Raw genomic sequence first — 16,699 nt, forward strand, 5'->3', positions numbered from 1 at the left:
AGAGCCAGTCTAATGAAGGACTTCGCGCTGTCTAGCCTTACAAAGCATTAATTTTCTGTCGAAGCACTGCGGATTTCGTAGGCCGAGGCCTCCTCGCCCAGCAATCTCTCGGCAGCACCCCGGTGCAACCGGGCCGCCGCGGGATCCCCGAGCCGGTCGAGCGTGTCCGCCAACCGCAGCTGGAGCGCGGCCTGAAGCCGCACGTCACCGGCGCGCCGGGCCAGCTCGACGGCCTCCCGGCAGGTCCGGAGCGAGTCGTGCGGCCGGCCCGCGTACTCCTGGACCCTCGCCGCCTCGCTGAGCGAGCGCGCCTGGGCCGCCGGATCGCCGAGCCTGCGGTGCCCGGCGGCGGCGGCACGCCAGTTCCGCAGCGCCTCGCCGTAGCGCCCGGCGTACGTGTGGACCGCCCCGAGCCGGCCGTAGAGCCGGGCCTCGTCGGCCCGCTCACCCTGGGTGAGACGCTGGGAGAGCGCCCGGCCGTACCAGTCGGCGGCCCGGTGGTAGTCCCCCAGCTCCTCGTACGCGCCGCCTACGGATTCCATCGCGCGGCCGGTGGCGTAGAGGTCCTTCGCGGCCTTTCCGGCGTCCAGCGCGGCCCGGTAGCGGGCCAGCGCCTCCCGGGTGCGGCCGGTGCGGGCGTCCAGGTCGGCGAGGTTCAGCAGGGCGGCCGCCTGTTCGCGGGGCAGCTCGCGGCGGCGCGCCACGTCGAGGACCAGACCGTGCAGCCCGTACAGCTCGGGGGCGGCCTCCTCCGTCCCCCGGTGCGCGGCCAGCGCCCGCACCAGGGCCGCGACCAGCCGGCGCGCCAGGGTGTCCAGCTCACCGTCGGCCACGGCGAGCCGGGCCGAGGCGAGCAGGGCGGGCTGGCGGACCCGCAGCCAGGCGCCCGCCTCCTCGGCGCTCGGGAACCGCAGCGAGCGGGGCAGGCCGGCGAGCTTGCCTCGGGCGGCGGACCCCTCCGGCTCGGTGATCGCACGGCAGGCCTGGAGCCGACGCACGGTCCGCTCCAGCATCCGGGCGCGGGCCAGCTGGATCTCGGCCGGGCGGTCCCGGTCCTCCAGGAGCGCCCGCAGCATCGGGGCGAGGCAGCCGGGGACCGCGTACTGGGGATGGGCCGCGCCGTCCGTCCGCAGCAGCCCGAGCTTCACGAAGTCGTCGAGGGTGGCGCGGGCGGCGGAGACCGAGCAGCCGGCCAGCGCGGAGGCGGTGTGGGCGTCGGCGAGCCCGGCGGGGGCGAGGGCCAGCAGGCGCAGTATCCGGGCGGCGGTCTGCGGCAGGGAGTCGTGGACGAGCCGGAAGGCGCGGGCCAGCGGGCGGGCGCCGACGGGCTGCTGTTCGTCGGGGTCGGGCAGCGCGCGCAGCTGCCCCGCCACATCGGCGACGGAGGCCATGGGGTGGGCGGCGAGCAAACCGCCCATCAGGACGAGCGCCGCGGGCTGCCCCCCGCACTCTTCGGCCAGCCGCTCCGCGGTGCGGGGGTCGACCGTGATGCGGACCTGGCCGATGGCACGGGCCAGCAGCCGCACCGCCGCGCCCTTCTCCAGACCGCCGAGAGTGCACGGCCGGACGTCGGGGATGCCGGTCAGCGGGCCGGTCGCGGTGGCGAGGACCAGGCAGTCGGGGTTGTCCGGGAGCAGCGGGTCGACCTGTTCGGCGTCGGCCGCGTCGTCGAGGACCAGGACGAGGCGGCGTCCGGCCAGGGCCTCGCGGACCATCTCGGACAGCTGGTCCTGGTCGGCCCCGGGCGGGACCGCGATCCCGAGGAGGCCGAGGATCTCGCCGGCGGTGCGTTCGGTGGGGACCCGCTCGCCGTCGGGGTCGGTGAGGCCGACCCGGAGCACCCCGTCGGGGTAGTCGCCGGAGCCCGTACCGGCGACGGCCCAGGGCAGGGCGCCCGTGACGGTCCCGGCGGCCCCGGCGGCGTCGGTTCCGCTGAGCGCCCCGGCCAGTTCCTCGGCGAGTGCGCTGCGGCCGGAGCCGGGGCGGCCCGCGACGAGCAGGACCCGGGCGCGGGGGGCCTTGCGGCCGGCCAGGGTGTCCAGGCCGGCGCGCTCGATGTCCGCCCGGAGATCCTTCAACTCGCGTTCGCGGCCGAAGAATCGGGGTGGGGCGGCACCGGACGGCTCCTCGGCCCCCGGGGCCTTCGCCGGGCCGCTGGTGTCCACCGCCTGATCGGTCACGAGCCACGCTCCACTTCGCTGCGCGCGATGCCCGCCGGAACTCCGGTCGGACGCGGTTCGAGCGTAGTTCAGCGGCGGGGACGATCACTGCGGAGCGAGGCGGGGCAGGCCCCGATGTCCCCCGATCGGATCAGCTTTTCTTCATCTCGTACGACCGGGAGTCCGGGGTGACGGACGGACCGTCAGGCTTCGAAGGGCCGGGCCGGCCACGGTGCTTCGGCCGGGCGCAGCGAGTCGACGCCGTCGCCCGCGCGGACGGCGGTGAGGGCGAGCACCCCGACGACGAGGCAGTTGTTGTGCAGGTCCCCCGCGACGACCGAGCGGACCAGCTCGTCCAGCGGCACCCGGGCCTGCTCCATGTCGGCCTCCTCCTCCGCGACCGCGTACCGCTCGCCCTCCGCCTCGGAGAGATCGCGGGCCAGGAAGATCCGCACGGCCTCGTCGCAGCCGCCGGGCGTGGTGTAGACGTCGGTCAGCACCCGCCAGTCCTCGGCCTTGACGTGCGCCTCCTCGTACAGCTCGCGCTGGGCGGCGTGCAGGGGGTTCTCGCCGGGGATGTCGAGCAGTCCGGCCGGGATCTCCCAGAGCCGGTGGCGTACCGGGTGGCGGTACTGGCGCAGCACGATGACCCGGTCCTCGTCGTCGATCGCGAGGACGGCGACGGAGCCCGGGTGGACCTGGTAGTCACGGCCGTGGACGGAACCGTCGGGCATCACCACCTGGTCGGTCCGGACGCTGGTCTTGTTGCCGGTGAAGGGGGTCACCGTCGCGGTGACCTGCCACTCCTCGGGCGTGTCCTGGATACCCACTGCGTCCTCCCACGTACCACGTACAAAACGAGAAACCGGGGCACGCATCCGTCAAGGATCCGTACCCCGGTCAACCGTAATGCCTCGGGACTACTCGGCCGCGCCGGTCTTGCGTGCGACGGCGGCCTTCACCAGACCCGCGAAGAGCGGGTGCGGGCGGGTCGGGCGCGAGCGCAGCTCCGGGTGCGCCTGGGTGGCGACCAGGTAGGGGTGGACCTCGCGCGGGTACTCGACGTACTCGACGAGCTTGTTGTCCGGGGAGGTGCCGGAGAAGACCAGTCCGGCCTTCTTCTCCAGCTCGGCGCGGTAGCCGTTGTTGACCTCGTAGCGGTGGCGGTGGCGCTCCTCGACGTACGGCTCGCCCGCGTACGCCTCGCGCACCACGGAGCCCTCGGCGAGCTTGGCCGGGTAGAGGCCGAGCCGCATGGTGCCGCCGAGGTCGCCCGCGCCCTCGACGTACGCGAGCTGCTCCTCCATCGTCGAGATGACGGGGTGGGAGGTGGCGGCGTCGAACTCGGTGGAGTTGGCGTCGGGGATCTCGGCGAGGTTGCGCGCCGCCTCGATCACGATGCACTGGAGGCCGAGGCAGAGACCGAGGAGGGGGACCTTGTTCTCGCGGGCGTAGCGGATGGCGCCGACCTTGCCGTCGACGCCGCGCTCGCCGAAGCCGCCCGGGATGCAGATCGCGTCCACGTCACCGAGGTGCTCGGCCGCTCCGGCGGCGGTGCGGCAGTCGTCGGAGGTGACCCACTTGACCTTGACCCGGGCCTTGTTGGCGAAGCCGCCGGCGCGGATCGCCTCGGTGACCGAGAGGTAGGCGTCGGGCAGGTCGATGTACTTGCCGACCAGGGCGACGGTGACCTCGTGGTCGGGGTTGTGGACCCGGTCCAGCAGGTCGTCCCAGGTCGTCCAGTCGACGTCGCGGAAGGGCAGGTCGAGCTTGCGCACGACGTAGGCGTCCAGGCCCTCGGTGTGCAGCACCTTGGGGATGTCGTAGATCGACTTGGCGTCGATGGCGGCGACCACGGCGGCCTCGTCGACGTCGCACATCAGCGAGATCTTGCGCTTGATGGCGGTGGGGACCTCACGGTCGGCGCGCAGCACGATGGCGTCCGGCTGGATGCCGATGTTGCGCAGGGCGGCGACCGAGTGCTGGGTGGGCTTGGTCTTCAGCTCGCCGGAGGGGCCGATGTAGGGCAGCAGCGAGATGTGCACGACGAAGACGTTGTCGCGGCCGACCTCGTGGCGGACCTGGCGGACGGTCTCCAGGAACGGCAGCGACTCGATGTCGCCGACCGTGCCGCCGACCTCGGTGATGACGACGTCCACGTCGTCGGTGGCCATGCGGCGGATGCGGTGCTTGATCTCGTTGGTGATGTGCGGGATGACCTGGACGGTGTCGCCCAGGTACTCGCCGCGCCGCTCCTTGGCGATGACCTGGGAGTAGACCTGGCCGGTCGTCACGTTGGCGGAGCCGTCGAGGTCCACGTCGAGGAAGCGCTCGTAGTGGCCGATGTCCAGGTCGGTCTCGGCGCCGTCGTTGGTGACGAACACCTCACCGTGCTGGAACGGGTTCATCGTGCCGGGGTCGACGTTGAGGTAGGGGTCGAGCTTCTGCATGGTGACCCGCAGGCCCCGTGCCTTGAGCAGGGCACCCAGGCTGGAGGCAGTCAGACCCTTGCCGAGGGAGGAGGCGACACCCCCGGTGACGAAGATGTGCTTGGTCGTCGTGGATGTGGGCTGCATAGCCAAAGGGGGCTCCCGTGGTCGCGATTCTGAGGTGCGTACGGCAGCCGAACCGAAGATTCCGGGGGTGCCGACGCTGCGGTTCGGGGGCCTCGTCCGCTGTCAGAGACGACCACCGTCCACGGGCTACCAGGGTAACAGCGACGGCGGGAGGCTGCTTCCGGCCACACCCTGCACAGAGGCGTCACACCATCACCTCAGTCATTTCACGTCCCACCCGATCAGCTCAGAGATCTTGCGGACACCGTCGCGCGGATCTTCGTGGTGCGTCGTATCCTGCTCAAACACTCGCTGCCGAGACGGCGGGGCGGCGGCACCACCCAGGCCGCCCACCGGTACAGGAACTCGTCGGATCTTCCCGGGTGAAAGACCCTACGACCCCCTTGACCCGCAGTAAGCGCCCTTTGACGGGGCGACATGGCCGTTCGACTGGAGACGCACGTGGCCGGGCGCATCGAGGATTACGCACTCATCGGAGACATGCAGACCGCCGCCCTGGTCTGCCGGGACGGCACAGCGGACTGGCTGTGCCTCCCCCGCTTCGACTCGCACGCCGTCTTCGCGGGGCTGCTGGGCACCGAGGAGCACGGCTTCTGGCGCCTGGGCCCCGCGAGACCGGAGGGGACGGAACCGGCCTCCGCCGACCGGCGGCGATACCGCGGTGACTCCCTCATCCTGGAATCGGAGTGGGACACACCGCGCGGCACCGTACGGGTGACCGATTTCATGCCCCCGCGTGACGGCGCGCCCCAGCTCATCCGGATCGTGGAAGGTGTCAGCGGCCGGGTGCCGATGCGCTCGGAGCTGCGGATGCGTTTCAGCTACGGCCGGGTGACGCCGTGGGTGCACAAGGTCGACAACCGTACGGTCGCGGTCGCCGGCCCGGATTCGGTCTGGCTGGACACGGAAGCGGAAACGTATGGCCAGAATCTGACCACCTACTCCGACTTCACGGTGGGCCCCGGGGACCGGGTGGCGTTCACGATCAGCTGGCAGCCCTCGCACCACGAGCCGCCCGCCCTCCCCGAGCCGGAGCACTCGCTGGAGGCGACGGAGAACTTCTGGCGCGATTGGGTCGAGCAGTGTACGTACCACGGGCCCTACCGGGAGGCGGTCGTCCGCTCCCTGATCACGCTGAAGGCCCTCACGTACGCCCCGACCGGTGGCATCGTCGCCGCGCCGACCACGTCGCTGCCCGAGGAGATCGGGGGCGTACGGAACTGGGACTACCGCTACACCTGGCTGCGGGACGCCGCCATCACCCTCTCCTCGCTGCTGCGCACCGGCTACCGGGAGGAGGCCCGGGCCTGGCGTGAGTGGCTGCTGCGGGCGGTGGCGGGGGACCCGGAGAACCTCCAGATCATGTACGGCATCGCCGGCGAGCGCGAGCTCGGTGAGGCGGAGCTGGACTGGCTGCCCGGTTACGAGAACTCCACCCCGGTCCGGGTCGGCAACGGCGCCGCCAACCAGCTCCAGCTGGACGTGTACGGCGAGGTCACCGAGGCGCTGCACCTGGCGCACATGACGGGCCTGACCCGCAACGACTACGCCATGGGGCTCCAGCTCAAGCTGATCGAGTATCTGGAGAAGCACTGGGAGGAGCCCGACGAGGGCATCTGGGAGGTGCGCGGGCCGCGCCGCCACTTCGTGCACTCGAAGGTGATGGCGTGGGTCGCGGTCGACCGGACGATCAAGCTGGTCGAGTCCGGTGACGTGGAGGGCCCGCTGGAGCGGTGGTACGAGCTCCGCGACGACATCCACCGGGATGTGTGCGAGCGCGGCTACGACAAGGAGCGCAACACCTTCACCCAGTCCTACGGGTCGAAGGAGCTGGACGCCTCCCTGCTGCTCATCCCGCAGATGGGCTTCCTGCCGCCGGACGACAAACGGGTCATCGGCACGATCGAGGCGATCCAGCGGGAGCTGTCCACGGAGGACGGCTTCATCCTGCGCTACCCGACCGAGGGCGAGGACGCGGGCGTCGACGGTCTGGAGGGCGACGAGGGCGCGTTCCTCGCCTGCTCGTTCTGGATGGCGGACGACCTGGCGATGATCGGCCGGGTCGACGAGGCGCGCCAGCTGTTCGAGAAGCTGCTGTCGCTCCGCAACGATCTGGGCCTGCTGGCCGAGGAGTGGGACTCGAACCTCCAGCGCCAGGTGGGGAACTTCCCGCAGGCGTTCAGCCACGTCCCGCTGATCGACACGGCCCTGCGGCTGACGGCCAGCGGCGCGTACGTGGGCTGAGGCCGGTCACCGGACCGTCCGTCGCGCCCCTCACGGCGCGGTGGGCGGTTCGGCCGTGTACGCCCGGTGCAGGGTCTCCAGGAACCGGGGCGCGGCGGGCAGTTCGGTGGAGCCGATGCGGTGGACGGGGATCCCCGGGGTCCAGGAGTTCATGACGGCCGCGCCGGCGAGGGCGGGCAGGTCGTCGGGGGTGACCGGGGCGACCCGCTGGCCGATGCCCAGCCGGTCCAGCTGCCGGCGGACGATGCCCAGGGTCGTGCCGGTCAGGATCCGGGCCTCGGGCCACACCACCGCGTCCCCGTCCCAGAACACCAGGTTCCAGATGGTCGCCTCGCTGAAGCGGCCCCTCCGGTCCAGGAAGGCGGCGTCGTCGAAGCCGTCGGCGACGGCCTGTCGGAGCAGGTGCGTCTTGGCCACCTCCCCGACGTGCTTGATGTGCGGCAGGAACCGTTCGTGTTCCACCGCGGCCAGGGCGAGCGGACCGGCGGGCCCGGACGACGGCGGTCCGGTCCGCACCAGGAGTGTCGGGTCGCCGTCGGGCGCGGCGAACTCCCCCGCCGTGGAGGAGACCGTGGCGGTCAGCGAGAGGTCGGCGGCCGGCGCGGCGGCGAGGGCGGTACGGAGGCGGGCGCGGACCACGTCGTCGGGCAGGGCCCGGCCGAACAGCTCCACCGACGCCGACCGCAGCCGCTCCAGATGGAGGTCCAGGCCTCGGATCCGCCCGTCGCGGATCTGTGCAGCGGTGAAGTGGGCATGGCCCGAGAAGGCGAGCGGCGCCAGGTCACCGGTGGTCGCCGGCCGGCCGTCGAGGTGCGCGATGTGCGGGGAATCTTCTTTCATGGCTGGGACGTTAGAGCTTGACACCGGTGTGAAGGTCAAGCGTCGAGGGCGGGGAATCCATGCTGATCGGGGAGTTGTCCCGGCGGACGGGCGTCAGCGCGCGGTCGTTGCGGTACTACGAGGCGCAGGGGCTGCTGGAGCCGCGACGCGGGACGAACGGCTATCGCGCGTACGACGAGGACGCGGTCGCCTCCGTGCGAAAGATCCGGGCGCTGCTGCGGGCCGGGCTCTCCACCGAGGTGATCCGTCAGGTGCTGCCGTGTGCCCGGGGCGAGCAGGTGGGCTTCGACTGGTGTGCGGAGCTGCGGGCGATCCTGGACGGGGAGCTGGCGGACCTGGACGAGCAGATCGAGGCGTTGCGGCGCAGCCGGGGGGCGTTGGTGGGGTTGCTGGCCGAGCGGTGACGGGCGGTGGGCCGTCCGGGCCCTGCCCGACCACGGCGTCCGGGCCTCCCCTGCCATGCGCACCCCGGGCCCCGGGCGGTAGCGTCCTGAACAGGACAGTCCGGATCAGGACGACCGCCCGGGAAGCGGGCAGGGCACCAGGGGAAAGCGGGCCGGGTACGTGGAGAGCCACAGCGGAATCACCGTGCAGCGGGCGCTGGAGCTGCCGGGGCTGCGCGCCGGGCTCCCGGAGGTGGTGGCCGGCGCCGACCGGCTGAACCGCACGGTGCGCTGGGTGCACGCGGGCGAGGTCCCGAACATCGCCTCGCTCCTCAAGGGCGGTGAACTGCTCCTGACGACCGGGCTCGGCCTGGGCGCCCGCCCCGCCGAACAGCGCGCCTTCGTCCGCCGCCTCGCCGACCGGGGCATCGCCGCCCTGGTGGTGGAGCTGGGCCCGCGCTTCGGCCGACTGCCCGCCTCCATCGTGGACGCCGCCCGCGCGGCCGGTCTTCCGCTGGTCCAGCTGCACCGCGAGGTGCCGTTCGTCGCGGTGACCGAGGAGGTGCACACCGAGATCGTCAACGGGCACTACGCGCTGCTCCAGCAGGCGGAGGAGGTACACCGGCGCGCCACCCGGGCACTGCTCGACGGGGGCGGGGTGCCGCAGGTCCTCGGTATCCTCGCCGACTTCACCGCCAACCCGGTCTTCCTGGAGACGCCCGACGGCCAGCTCCTGTACGCGGCGTCCACCGGGACCGGCCCGGTCGGCGCGGATCCGCTCCAGGTCTGGGAGGGCATGCGCGGCGACCGGGCGGCCCGGGAGTCCCCGCCGACCGGTGCGCTGCTGGTGGACGTGCCCGGCGGCGGTCCCGAGACCGGTTCGGTCCGGGCGCGGCTGGTGCTGCTCGCGGTGGCCGGGCCGTTGGCGACCGTGCACCGGATGGCGGCGGAGCGCGCCGCGGGCCTTCTGGCGGTCGTGCTGATGCAGGCCCGGCAGGAGGAGGAGCTGGCCGCCCGGGGCCGGGGCGACTTCCTGACCGACCTGGCGGAGGGCCGGATCGCCCCGGAGGACGCCCCCGCCCAGGCCCGGGTGCTCGGTTTCCGGCCCGGCGACACCCCGCTCCTGCCGGTGGTGATGCGGCTGGCCCCCGAGCTGTCCCCGTCGGGCAACTGGGCGCTGCTGGCCCGTGCGGTCCTGGAGGAGCTGGCCTCGGTCGGGGTGCCGGTGCTGCTCGGCGTACGCCCCGTGGAAGGGCGGGTTCCGCTGCTGTTGGGGCTGCGTTCGGAGGGCGAGCGCACGGCGGTCGCGGACCGGGTGGCGGCGGCGCTGCGGGCGGGTGTGGAGCGGGCCGGACTCGACCGGGCCGGATCGCAGCCGCCGGTGGTCGTGGTCGGCGTCGCGGGCGGCTGGGCGGCGGCGGGCGCCGGGCTGCGCCACGCGTCGGAGACGTCGACGGCCGCGCAGGGCCTGGACGACCGGCCCTGGTACGACGCCCGGCGGCTCGACATCGATCTGCTGCTGTGGCGGCTGCGGGACCATCCGGACCTGGCGGCGTTCGTGAACCGGGCGATCGGTCCGCTGCGCGAGCACGACCGCACATCACGCCCGCCCCTGCTGCCGACGCTCCAGGCCTATCTGGCGCACGCGGGCCGCAAGGCGGAGACCGCCCGCGAGCTGCACCTCAACCGCCAGACCCTCTACAACCGGCTCGCCCGGATCGGCGAGCTGCTGGGCACGGACCTGGACGACCCGCAGACGGTGCTGGCGCTGAGCCTGGCGCTGCGGGCCCGCCGTCACACGACCTGACCGGCCGGGGTACGCAACGGCTCGGTGCCCGCGCCGGCCTGCCGCCGCGCCGGGGGAGGCGCCGGGCTCAGCGGCCGCGTCCCGTCGCCAGCGGCTGGGCCAACTCGTCGTACACGCTGAGCACATGGGCGATCGTGTCGTCCTCGGTGGGCCAGCTCGCCGCCTGCACCCGCCCGGCCTCGGCGAGCCGGGTCCGCGCCGCCGGGTCCCCGAGCAGCCTCACGACCGTACGCGCGAGGGCCTCGGCGTTGCCGTACGGCACCAACTCAGCGGCTTCGCCGACCAGTTCGGGCACACCACCGACCGCTGTGGCCACCAGGGGCACCCCGGACCGCAGTGCCTCCTGGGCCAGCAGGGAGCGGCCTTCCCATCGGCTCGGCAGCAGGGCCAGATCGGCGGCGGCGATCAACTCGCCCACGTCCTCCCGGGGCCCGATGAGGGAGACAGGCAACTCCTCGTCCCTGATCCGCCGTTGCAGAGCGTCCCGGTCACGTCCCTCCCCCGCGATGACCAGCAGCGGCACGGGGTCCAGCCGCCGCCAGGCGCGGGCCGCGTCCAGCACAGTACCGAAGCCGTGGTGCGGTACGAGGCTGCCGACGGCCATCATCAACGGCCGCTCCACCGCCCCCAGTCCGGCCCGCACCTTGCCCGCGTCGACGGCCCCGCCCGGGTGCGCGGGCGGGGCGGCCGTGGGGGCGAGCCGGGCATCGCGGGCGCCCCGTTCCCGGGCCCGGTCCACCAGGTCGGAGGAGGGGGCGAGGACCACGGCCGCCGCCCGTGCGGCGCGCCGTTCCAGCAGGTGCAGGATCTGGCGGCGGGCCCCTTCCGCGTACCGCCGGGTGTGCCAGGTCGTCACCAGGGGCACGGTGCGTCCGCTCAGCGCGAGGGCGGTGCGGGCGGCGGCGTGGAGCCCGTGGGCGTGGACGACGTCCGCCCCCGTGCAGGCGGCCCGCAACGCGGCGACGGCGGCCGGGTCGCTGCGCCGGGGCACCGGCAGGAAGCGGGCCCCGGTCGCCGTGAAGCCGTAGGCGCGGTCCACGGCGGCCGGCGCGCAGACGGTCACCTGCACCCCGCGCGCCACCAGCCCGGCGGTCAGCGAACCGACGTGCGCGCTGCTGCCCGCACTGCCGCCGCCCAGGACTTGGACCGTACGCAGCTGTGACACGTTGATTGGCTCCCCGGGGCTCCGGAGTCGGCGGTAGGTACAGCGCCAAGGATGCCAGCCCGTACGCGCGTTCCGGCACCGCCGTAACGTTGCTGCCGCACCCACGGCGACAACCGACCACACCGCATCACCCTCACGGGTGAATTACGGCTGAACAGGGAGACGCGGAGTCGCCGTCATCGGCGGTGGAAGGGGAAGGGGTCCGGGCGGAGGAGGCGCCCCGCCCGGACCCGCCCGGGGGCGGAGCGCGCCGCGCGGGACGGCACGGCGCGCCCGCCCCTCACCCGTCGGCGCGCGCCGTGGCGAGCAGCTCCTCGGCGTGGGCGCGGGCCGTCTCGGAGTCCTCCTGGCCCGCCAGCATCCGGGACAGCTCCCGGACCCGGTCCTCGCCCTCCAGGACCGTGACACCGCTTCGGGTCACCGAACCGTCCACGGTCTTCTCGACCAGCAACTGCCGGTCGGCGAAGGCCGCGACCTGCGGAAGGTGGGTCACGACGACCACCTGCGCGGACTTGGCGAGCTTGGCGAGCCGGCGGCCGACCTCGACCGCCGCCTTGCCGCCGACGCCCGCGTCGACCTCGTCGAAGAGATACGTCGGTACGGGGTCGGAGCCCGCGAAGACGACCTCGACCGCGAGCATCACCCGGGACAGCTCACCGCCCGACGCGCCCTTGGCGATCGGCCGGGGCTGGGCGCCCGGGTGCGGAGCGAGGAGCAGTTCCACCTCGTCGGCGCCCGAAGGGCCGTAGAGGACGCTCCGCCCGCCGATGTCGATGCCGGACGCCTCGTCGGACGCCTCGGTCTGCCGAATGGCGAAGGAGACCCGGGCGTGCGGCATGGCGAGCGAGGCCAGCTCCTCGGTCACCGCCTGGGCGAACCGGGCGGCGGCCTCCGTACGCGCGTCGGTCAAGGCCTGCCCGAGCACGGAGAGTTCGGCCCGCAGAGCGTCGCGTTCGGCGGTCAGTTCGCCGATCCGCTCGTCGTCGCCCTCCAGCTCGGTCAGCCGGCCCGCGCCTTCCTGGGCCCAGGCCAGCACGGCCGTGATGTCCTCCCCGTACTTACGGGTCAGGGCGGTCAGCGCGGCCCGGCGCTCCTCCACGGCGGCCAGCCGCAGCGGATCGGCGTCGAGCTGGTCGGCGTACCCGGCCAGCTCGCCGGAGACGTCGGCGAGCAGGATGGAGATCTCCCCCACCCGGTCCGCCAGCGCGGCCAGCGCCGGATCGTGCGCCCGGACCCCGTCCAGGGCCTGCCCGGCGGCGGCGACCACCGTGGTGGCGTCCACGCTCTCCGGGTCCTCCGGATTCCCCGCCAGCGCGGTGTGCGCGAGGGCGGCGGCGGAGGCGAGGGCCTCCGCGTGCCCGAGCCGCTCCGCCTCGGCGGCCAGCTCGACGTCCTCCCCCGGCAACGGTTCGACGGCGGCGACCTCGTTCAGCCCGAACCGCAGCAGATCCGCCTCCTGGGCCCGCTCCCGGGCCCGGGTGGTCAGCTCTTCGAGCTCTGTGGCGACGGCGCGCAGCCGCCGGTAGGCAGCCGCGTACTTGGTGTGCGGGACCTCCACACCGTCCCCGGCGTACCGGTCCAGAGCCCCTCGCTGCCGGGCGGGCTTGAGCAGGCCCTGCTGGTCGGTCTGGCCGTGCACGGCGACGAGTTCGTCCGCCAGCTCGGTGAGGACCCCGACCGGCACGGATCTGCCGCCGAGGTGGGCCCGTGAGCGCCCCTCGGCCGAAACGGTACGGCTGATGAGCAGCGCACCGTCGTCGAGTTCCGCCCCGGCCTCCTCGGCCCGCAGCGCCGCCGCGTCGCCCTCGGACACGGTGATCCGGCCCTCGACGACCGCGGCCTTGGCCCCGACCCGTACGAGAGCGGGGTCCGCGCGCCCGCCGAGCAGCAGCCCGAGGCTCGTGACGACCATGGTCTTGCCCGCGCCGGTCTCACCCGTGACCGCGGTGAAACCGGGTGACAGCTCCACCACCGCGTCGTCGATGACTCCGAGCGACCGTATCCGCATCTCCTCCAACACGGACATGACCTTACGAGGTCCCGGGCCGGACGCGCGACGGCCCCCGCTCCCGGATTCACTCTCCCGGGTAGGACGGGGGCCACGGGCGCTCCCGGTGACCGTCAGTGGGGCGCGCCCCGCCACCCCGAGACGGGCAGCGCGAACTTCGCCACCAGACGGTCGGTGAACGACGCCTGGTGCAGCCGCGCCAGCCGTACGGGCACCGCGCCGCGCCGCACCTCGACCCGGGCGCCGGCGGGCAGCTCCACGGTCCGCCGGCCGTCGCACCACAGCACCCCGTGCGGGGTGTGCGGCTGGACCTCCACGGCGAGCACGGACGTGGGCGAGGTCACCAGGGGCTTGGCGAACAGCGCGTGGGCGCTGATCGGGACCATCAGCAGCGCCTCGACCTCGGGCCAGACGACGGGCCCGCCCGCCGAGAAGGCGTACGCCGTCGAACCGGTCGGGGTCGCGCAGACGATCCCGTCGCAGCCGAACCCGGTGACGGGACGGCCGTCGATCTCCAGGACCACTTCGAGCATCCGCTCGGGCGACACCTTCTGCACGGCCGCCTCGTTGAGCGCCCAGTCGCTGTGCACGACGTCGCCGTTGCTGTGCACGAGGACGTCGATCGTCATGCGCTCCTCGACGTCGTAATCGCGGGTGACGACCCGGGAGACCACTTTGTCGAGGTCGTCGCGCTCGGCCTCGGCGAGGAAGCCGACGCGTCCGAGGTTGACGCCGAGCATCGGCACCCCGGAGGCGCGGGAGAACTCCGCGCCGCGCAGCAGCGTGCCGTCACCGCCGAGGACGATCAGCAGTTCACAGCCGTCGACCGCGGAGGGGCTGGTGTCGGTGACCGTCTCCACGGTGTCCGGCAGCGGCAGATCGGCCGCCTCGGCCGCCGAGACCCGTACGCCGAGCCCGTTGCGCAGCAGCCCCTGCACGACGAGCTCCGCGCTGCGGATCGCGGCCGGGCGGCCGGTGTGCGCCAGAAGAAAGACAGTTCGTGCCGTATCGGTCGTCACATTCGTCGTCAACGAGGCCCCTCCGCCACTGCACGGTCGACATCCGCGGGATCCAGCTCGGGTGCGCCGGCCCGCAGCCACAGAAAGTACTCGACGTTGCCCGAAGGCCCGGGCAGCGGACTGGCCGTCACCCCGCGCACGCCGAGCCCCAGCTCCCCGGCCCGCCGCGCCACCTCCCGTACGGCTTCGGCGCGCAGCTCCGGGCTCCGCACCACGCCGCCGCTGCCGAGCCGCTCCTTGCCCACCTCGAACTGCGGCTTGACCATGAGGACCAGGTCCGCGCCGGGGGCGGCGCAGCGGGCGAGGGCGGGCAGCACGAGGCCCAGCGGAATGAAGGACAGATCCCCCACCACCAGGTCGACCACCTCCCCGTCGATGTCCTCCAGAGTCAACTCCCGTACGTTGGTACGGTCCTTGACGACGACCCGTTCATCGGACCGCAGCGACCAGGCGAGCTGCCCGTACCCGACGTCCACGGCGACGACCTGCCGGGCCCCGGCCCGCAGCAGCACATCGGTGAACCCCCCGGTCGACGCCCCGGCGTCCAGCGCCCGCCGCCCTTCCACCTCCAGCCCCAGCGGGACGAAGGCGGCGAGCGCCCCGGCCAGCTTGTGCCCGCCGCGCGAGACGTAGTCGGGATCGTCGTCGTCCTGGGTGACGACGATCGCGGCGGCCGTCTCGACCTGGGTGGCGGGTTTGGTCGCGGTGGTCCGGCCGACGGTGACGCGCCCCGCGGCGATCAGCTGGCTCGCGTGCTCGCGCGAGCGGGCGAGCTTGCGGCGTACCAGCTCGGCGTCGAGGCGGCGACGTGCCACTCCTGCCACGTTCGGTTCAGCTCCTGTGGTCGTGCGTGTTGTCGTACGCGGATGGGGTTCCGGGTGCGGCCGCGCTCCCGGGCGGCCCGGGTACGGCGGCCGGACGGGCGTCCAGCGAGGTCAGCTCGGCCCGCAGCCCACGGTGTACATCCTCGTACACCTCGATGTGCCCGTCCGCCGCGAGGTGGTCGGCGTCGGCCAGCCGCTCCAGCCGGGCGTCCACGGCCGCATGGCCGGTGGGGGTGCGCACGACCCCGAGGGGCGCGGGCCCGGCGGGCTCGAAGGAGGGCGCCTCGGCGGCCGGCTCTCCGTCCACCGGCTCGTCGGGCGTGCTCACGGGCGGTGTCCCCGCCTCCGGCGTCCAGTCGCTCATGCCGAAACGCTACCGCGACCGGCCGGTGTACCGTCGAGCACGATGGCGACCATGGCGGAGTGCCGCAGCGCACTCGACAAACTCTCCGACAACCTCGCAGCCGCCGAGGGCGACGTGCGCAGCGCGGCTGCCCTCGACCGCTCGCTGAGCTGCCACATCAAGGACCTCGACATCACGTTCACCGGCCGGCTGGCCCATGGCCGGATCCGGGTCGCGGACACGGTCGAGGGGCCGCCCGGGGAGAAGGCCGAGATCAGGCTCGCGATGACGAGCGACGACCTGGTGGCCCTGGTGGACGGCGACCTGAACTTCGCGAAGGCGTGGGCATCGGGCCGCGTACGCCTGGAGGCAGGCTTCAGGGACCTGCTGAAGCTGAGGACCTTGCTGTAGGAATCAAGCCCGTCCGGCGATGGAGGCCAGAGCCTTTCAGGCGGCGACCTTCCGAGCCTTGCGCGCAGCCGGCACGACGAGCGGCGTCCCCGTCTCCGGATCGTCGATCACCTGGCACCGCATTCCGAACACCCGCTCCACCAGCTCCGCGTCGACGACGTCCGAAGGCGCCCCCTCCGCGACGACCGCCCCGTCGCGCATCGCGATGAGATGCGTGGCGTACCGCGCGGCGTGGTTCAGATCGTGGAGCACGGCGACCAGGGTGCGTCCCTGCGTCTCGTGCAGCTCGGCACAGAGGTCCAGTACGTCGATCTGATGCTGGATGTCGAGGTACGTCGTCGGCTCGTCGAGCAGCAGCAGCGGAGTCTGCTGGGCCAGCGCCATGGCGATCCAGACCCGCTGGCGCTGACCGCCGGACAGCTCGTCGACATAGCGCTCGGCCAGCTCGGCGACGCCGGTGGACTCCATGGACTCGTTGACCACCCGCTCGTCCTCCGGCGACCACTGCCGCAGCAGCCCCTGGTGGGGGTAGCGGCCGCGGGCGACGAGGTCGGCGACGGTGATCCCGTCGGGGGCTATGGAGGACTGCGGCAGCAGCCCCAGCGTCCGGGCGACCTTCTTCGCGGGCAGCTGGTGGATGGTCTGGCCGTCGAGCAGCACCTGCCCCCGGCTCGGCTTCAGCATCCGGGCGAGGGCCCGCAGCAGGGTCGACTTGCCGCAGGCGTTGGGCCCGACGATCACGGTGAAGGAGTTGTCGGGGATCTCGACCGAGAGGTCCTCGGTGATGACCCGCTGGTCGTAGCCGAGGGTCACCGATTCTGCGGTGAGGCGCTGCATGGTCGTACTCCCGGAGTCGGTGAGGTGAAGCGGTACGGCGCGGGGCGCGGGCGGACCACCGAGCAGCACCAGGTTAGGGTAAC

General features: G+C 73.2%; 14 protein-coding genes. 4 read left to right on the forward strand and 10 right to left on the reverse strand.

What is annotated here, in order from left to right; genetic code table 11:
- Positions 1 to 47 precede the first annotated feature (47 nt).
- From CCZ36_RS05665 to CCZ36_RS05675, 3 genes are all read right to left on the reverse strand, one after another.
- On the reverse strand, positions 48 to 2,180 hold the full coding sequence (locus CCZ36_RS05665; protein WP_069740509.1) for an ATP-binding protein: 2,133 nt from the start codon (positions 2,178 to 2,180) through the stop codon (positions 48 to 50).
- 182 nt (positions 2,181 to 2,362) lie between these two features.
- Complete coding sequence (locus CCZ36_RS05670) at positions 2,363 to 2,989, reverse strand: NUDIX domain-containing protein (RefSeq protein WP_069740510.1); 627 nt, start codon at positions 2,987 to 2,989, stop codon at positions 2,363 to 2,365.
- A gap of 90 nt (positions 2,990 to 3,079) precedes the next feature.
- Positions 3,080 to 4,735 carry a CTP synthase gene (locus CCZ36_RS05675; protein ID WP_069740511.1) on the reverse strand — a complete coding sequence of 552 codons (1,656 nt, stop codon included), beginning with the start codon at positions 4,733 to 4,735 and terminating at the stop codon, positions 3,080 to 3,082.
- A gap of 417 nt (positions 4,736 to 5,152) precedes the next feature.
- On the opposite strand from CCZ36_RS05675, the gene CCZ36_RS05680 reads away from it, so the two are divergent.
- Positions 5,153 to 6,979, forward strand: a complete 1,827-nt coding sequence (locus CCZ36_RS05680; protein ID WP_079134351.1) for a glycoside hydrolase family 15 protein — start codon at positions 5,153 to 5,155, stop codon at positions 6,977 to 6,979.
- 30 nt (positions 6,980 to 7,009) lie between these two features.
- Here CCZ36_RS05680 and CCZ36_RS05685 read toward each other — a convergent pair whose 3' ends face one another.
- On the reverse strand, positions 7,010 to 7,819 hold the full coding sequence (locus tag CCZ36_RS05685; protein ID WP_128817144.1) for an aminotransferase class IV family protein: 810 nt from the start codon (positions 7,817 to 7,819) through the stop codon (positions 7,010 to 7,012).
- A gap of 59 nt (positions 7,820 to 7,878) precedes the next feature.
- Between CCZ36_RS05685 and CCZ36_RS05690 the strand changes: the two genes are divergently transcribed.
- Together CCZ36_RS05690 and CCZ36_RS05695 are read left to right on the forward strand one after the other, a co-directional pair.
- On the forward strand, positions 7,879 to 8,223 hold the full coding sequence (locus tag CCZ36_RS05690; protein WP_069740514.1) for a MerR family transcriptional regulator: 345 nt from the start codon (positions 7,879 to 7,881) through the stop codon (positions 8,221 to 8,223).
- 160 nt (positions 8,224 to 8,383) lie between these two features.
- A complete protein-coding gene (locus CCZ36_RS05695; protein ID WP_069740515.1) occupies positions 8,384 to 10,009 on the forward strand; it encodes a PucR family transcriptional regulator in 1,626 nt (541 codons plus the stop codon).
- A gap of 67 nt (positions 10,010 to 10,076) precedes the next feature.
- Here the strand turns inward: CCZ36_RS05695 and CCZ36_RS05700 are convergent, their stop codons facing one another.
- From CCZ36_RS05700 to CCZ36_RS05720, 5 genes are all read right to left on the reverse strand, one after another.
- Positions 10,077 to 11,174: a glycosyltransferase family 4 protein gene (locus tag CCZ36_RS05700; RefSeq protein ID WP_069740516.1), complete on the reverse strand. Its 1,098-nt coding sequence runs from the start codon at positions 11,172 to 11,174 to the stop codon at positions 10,077 to 10,079.
- Between the two features lie 280 nt (positions 11,175 to 11,454).
- Positions 11,455 to 13,200, reverse strand: a complete 1,746-nt coding sequence (recN, locus tag CCZ36_RS05705) for a DNA repair protein RecN (protein ID WP_069740613.1) — start codon at positions 13,198 to 13,200, stop codon at positions 11,455 to 11,457.
- 95 nt (positions 13,201 to 13,295) lie between these two features.
- Complete coding sequence (locus tag CCZ36_RS05710; protein ID WP_069740612.1) at positions 13,296 to 14,201, reverse strand: NAD kinase; 906 nt, start codon at positions 14,199 to 14,201, stop codon at positions 13,296 to 13,298.
- 8 nt (positions 14,202 to 14,209) lie between these two features.
- Positions 14,210 to 15,025 carry a TlyA family RNA methyltransferase gene (locus tag CCZ36_RS05715; RefSeq protein WP_069744594.1) on the reverse strand — a complete coding sequence of 272 codons (816 nt, stop codon included), beginning with the start codon at positions 15,023 to 15,025 and terminating at the stop codon, positions 14,210 to 14,212.
- A gap of 7 nt (positions 15,026 to 15,032) precedes the next feature.
- Positions 15,033 to 15,389, reverse strand: a complete 357-nt coding sequence (locus CCZ36_RS05720; protein ID WP_069740610.1) for a hypothetical protein — start codon at positions 15,387 to 15,389, stop codon at positions 15,033 to 15,035.
- A 42-nt stretch (positions 15,390 to 15,431) separates the two neighbouring features.
- On the opposite strand from CCZ36_RS05720, the gene CCZ36_RS05725 reads away from it, so the two are divergent.
- On the forward strand, positions 15,432 to 15,779 hold the full coding sequence (locus tag CCZ36_RS05725) for an SCP2 sterol-binding domain-containing protein (protein ID WP_069740609.1): 348 nt from the start codon (positions 15,432 to 15,434) through the stop codon (positions 15,777 to 15,779).
- Positions 15,780 to 15,815: 36 nt separating this feature from the next.
- Here the strand turns inward: CCZ36_RS05725 and CCZ36_RS05730 are convergent, their stop codons facing one another.
- Positions 15,816 to 16,616, reverse strand: coding sequence for an ABC transporter ATP-binding protein (locus CCZ36_RS05730; protein ID WP_069740614.1), 801 nt, complete (start codon positions 16,614 to 16,616; stop codon positions 15,816 to 15,818).
- Positions 16,617 to 16,699: the final 83 nt, after the last annotated feature.

The organism is Streptomyces sp. S063 (assembly GCF_002832675.1).
Classification (GTDB): domain Bacteria; phylum Actinomycetota; class Actinomycetes; order Streptomycetales; family Streptomycetaceae; genus Streptomyces; species Streptomyces sindenensis.

Excerpts from the sequence above, each read along its gene's own strand:
- CCZ36_RS05720 (WP_069740610.1), bottom strand. The coding sequence starts at position 15,389 with ATGAGCGACTGGACGCCGGAGGCGGGGACACCGCCCGTGAGCACGCCC.
- CCZ36_RS05675 (WP_069740511.1), bottom strand. The coding sequence starts at position 4,735 with ATGCAGCCCACATCCACGACGACCAAGCACATCTTCGTCACCGGGGGT.
- CCZ36_RS05680 (WP_079134351.1), top strand. The coding sequence starts at position 5,153 with ATGGCCGTTCGACTGGAGACGCACGTGGCCGGGCGCATCGAGGATTAC.
- CCZ36_RS05690 (WP_069740514.1), top strand. The coding sequence starts at position 7,879 with ATGCTGATCGGGGAGTTGTCCCGGCGGACGGGCGTCAGCGCGCGGTCG.
- CCZ36_RS05730 (WP_069740614.1), bottom strand. The coding sequence starts at position 16,616 with ATGCAGCGCCTCACCGCAGAATCGGTGACCCTCGGCTACGACCAGCGG.
- CCZ36_RS05725 (WP_069740609.1), top strand. The coding sequence starts at position 15,432 with ATGGCGACCATGGCGGAGTGCCGCAGCGCACTCGACAAACTCTCCGAC.
- CCZ36_RS05685 (WP_128817144.1), bottom strand. The coding sequence starts at position 7,819 with ATGAAAGAAGATTCCCCGCACATCGCGCACCTCGACGGCCGGCCGGCG.
- recN (WP_069740613.1), bottom strand. The coding sequence starts at position 13,200 with ATGTCCGTGTTGGAGGAGATGCGGATACGGTCGCTCGGAGTCATCGAC.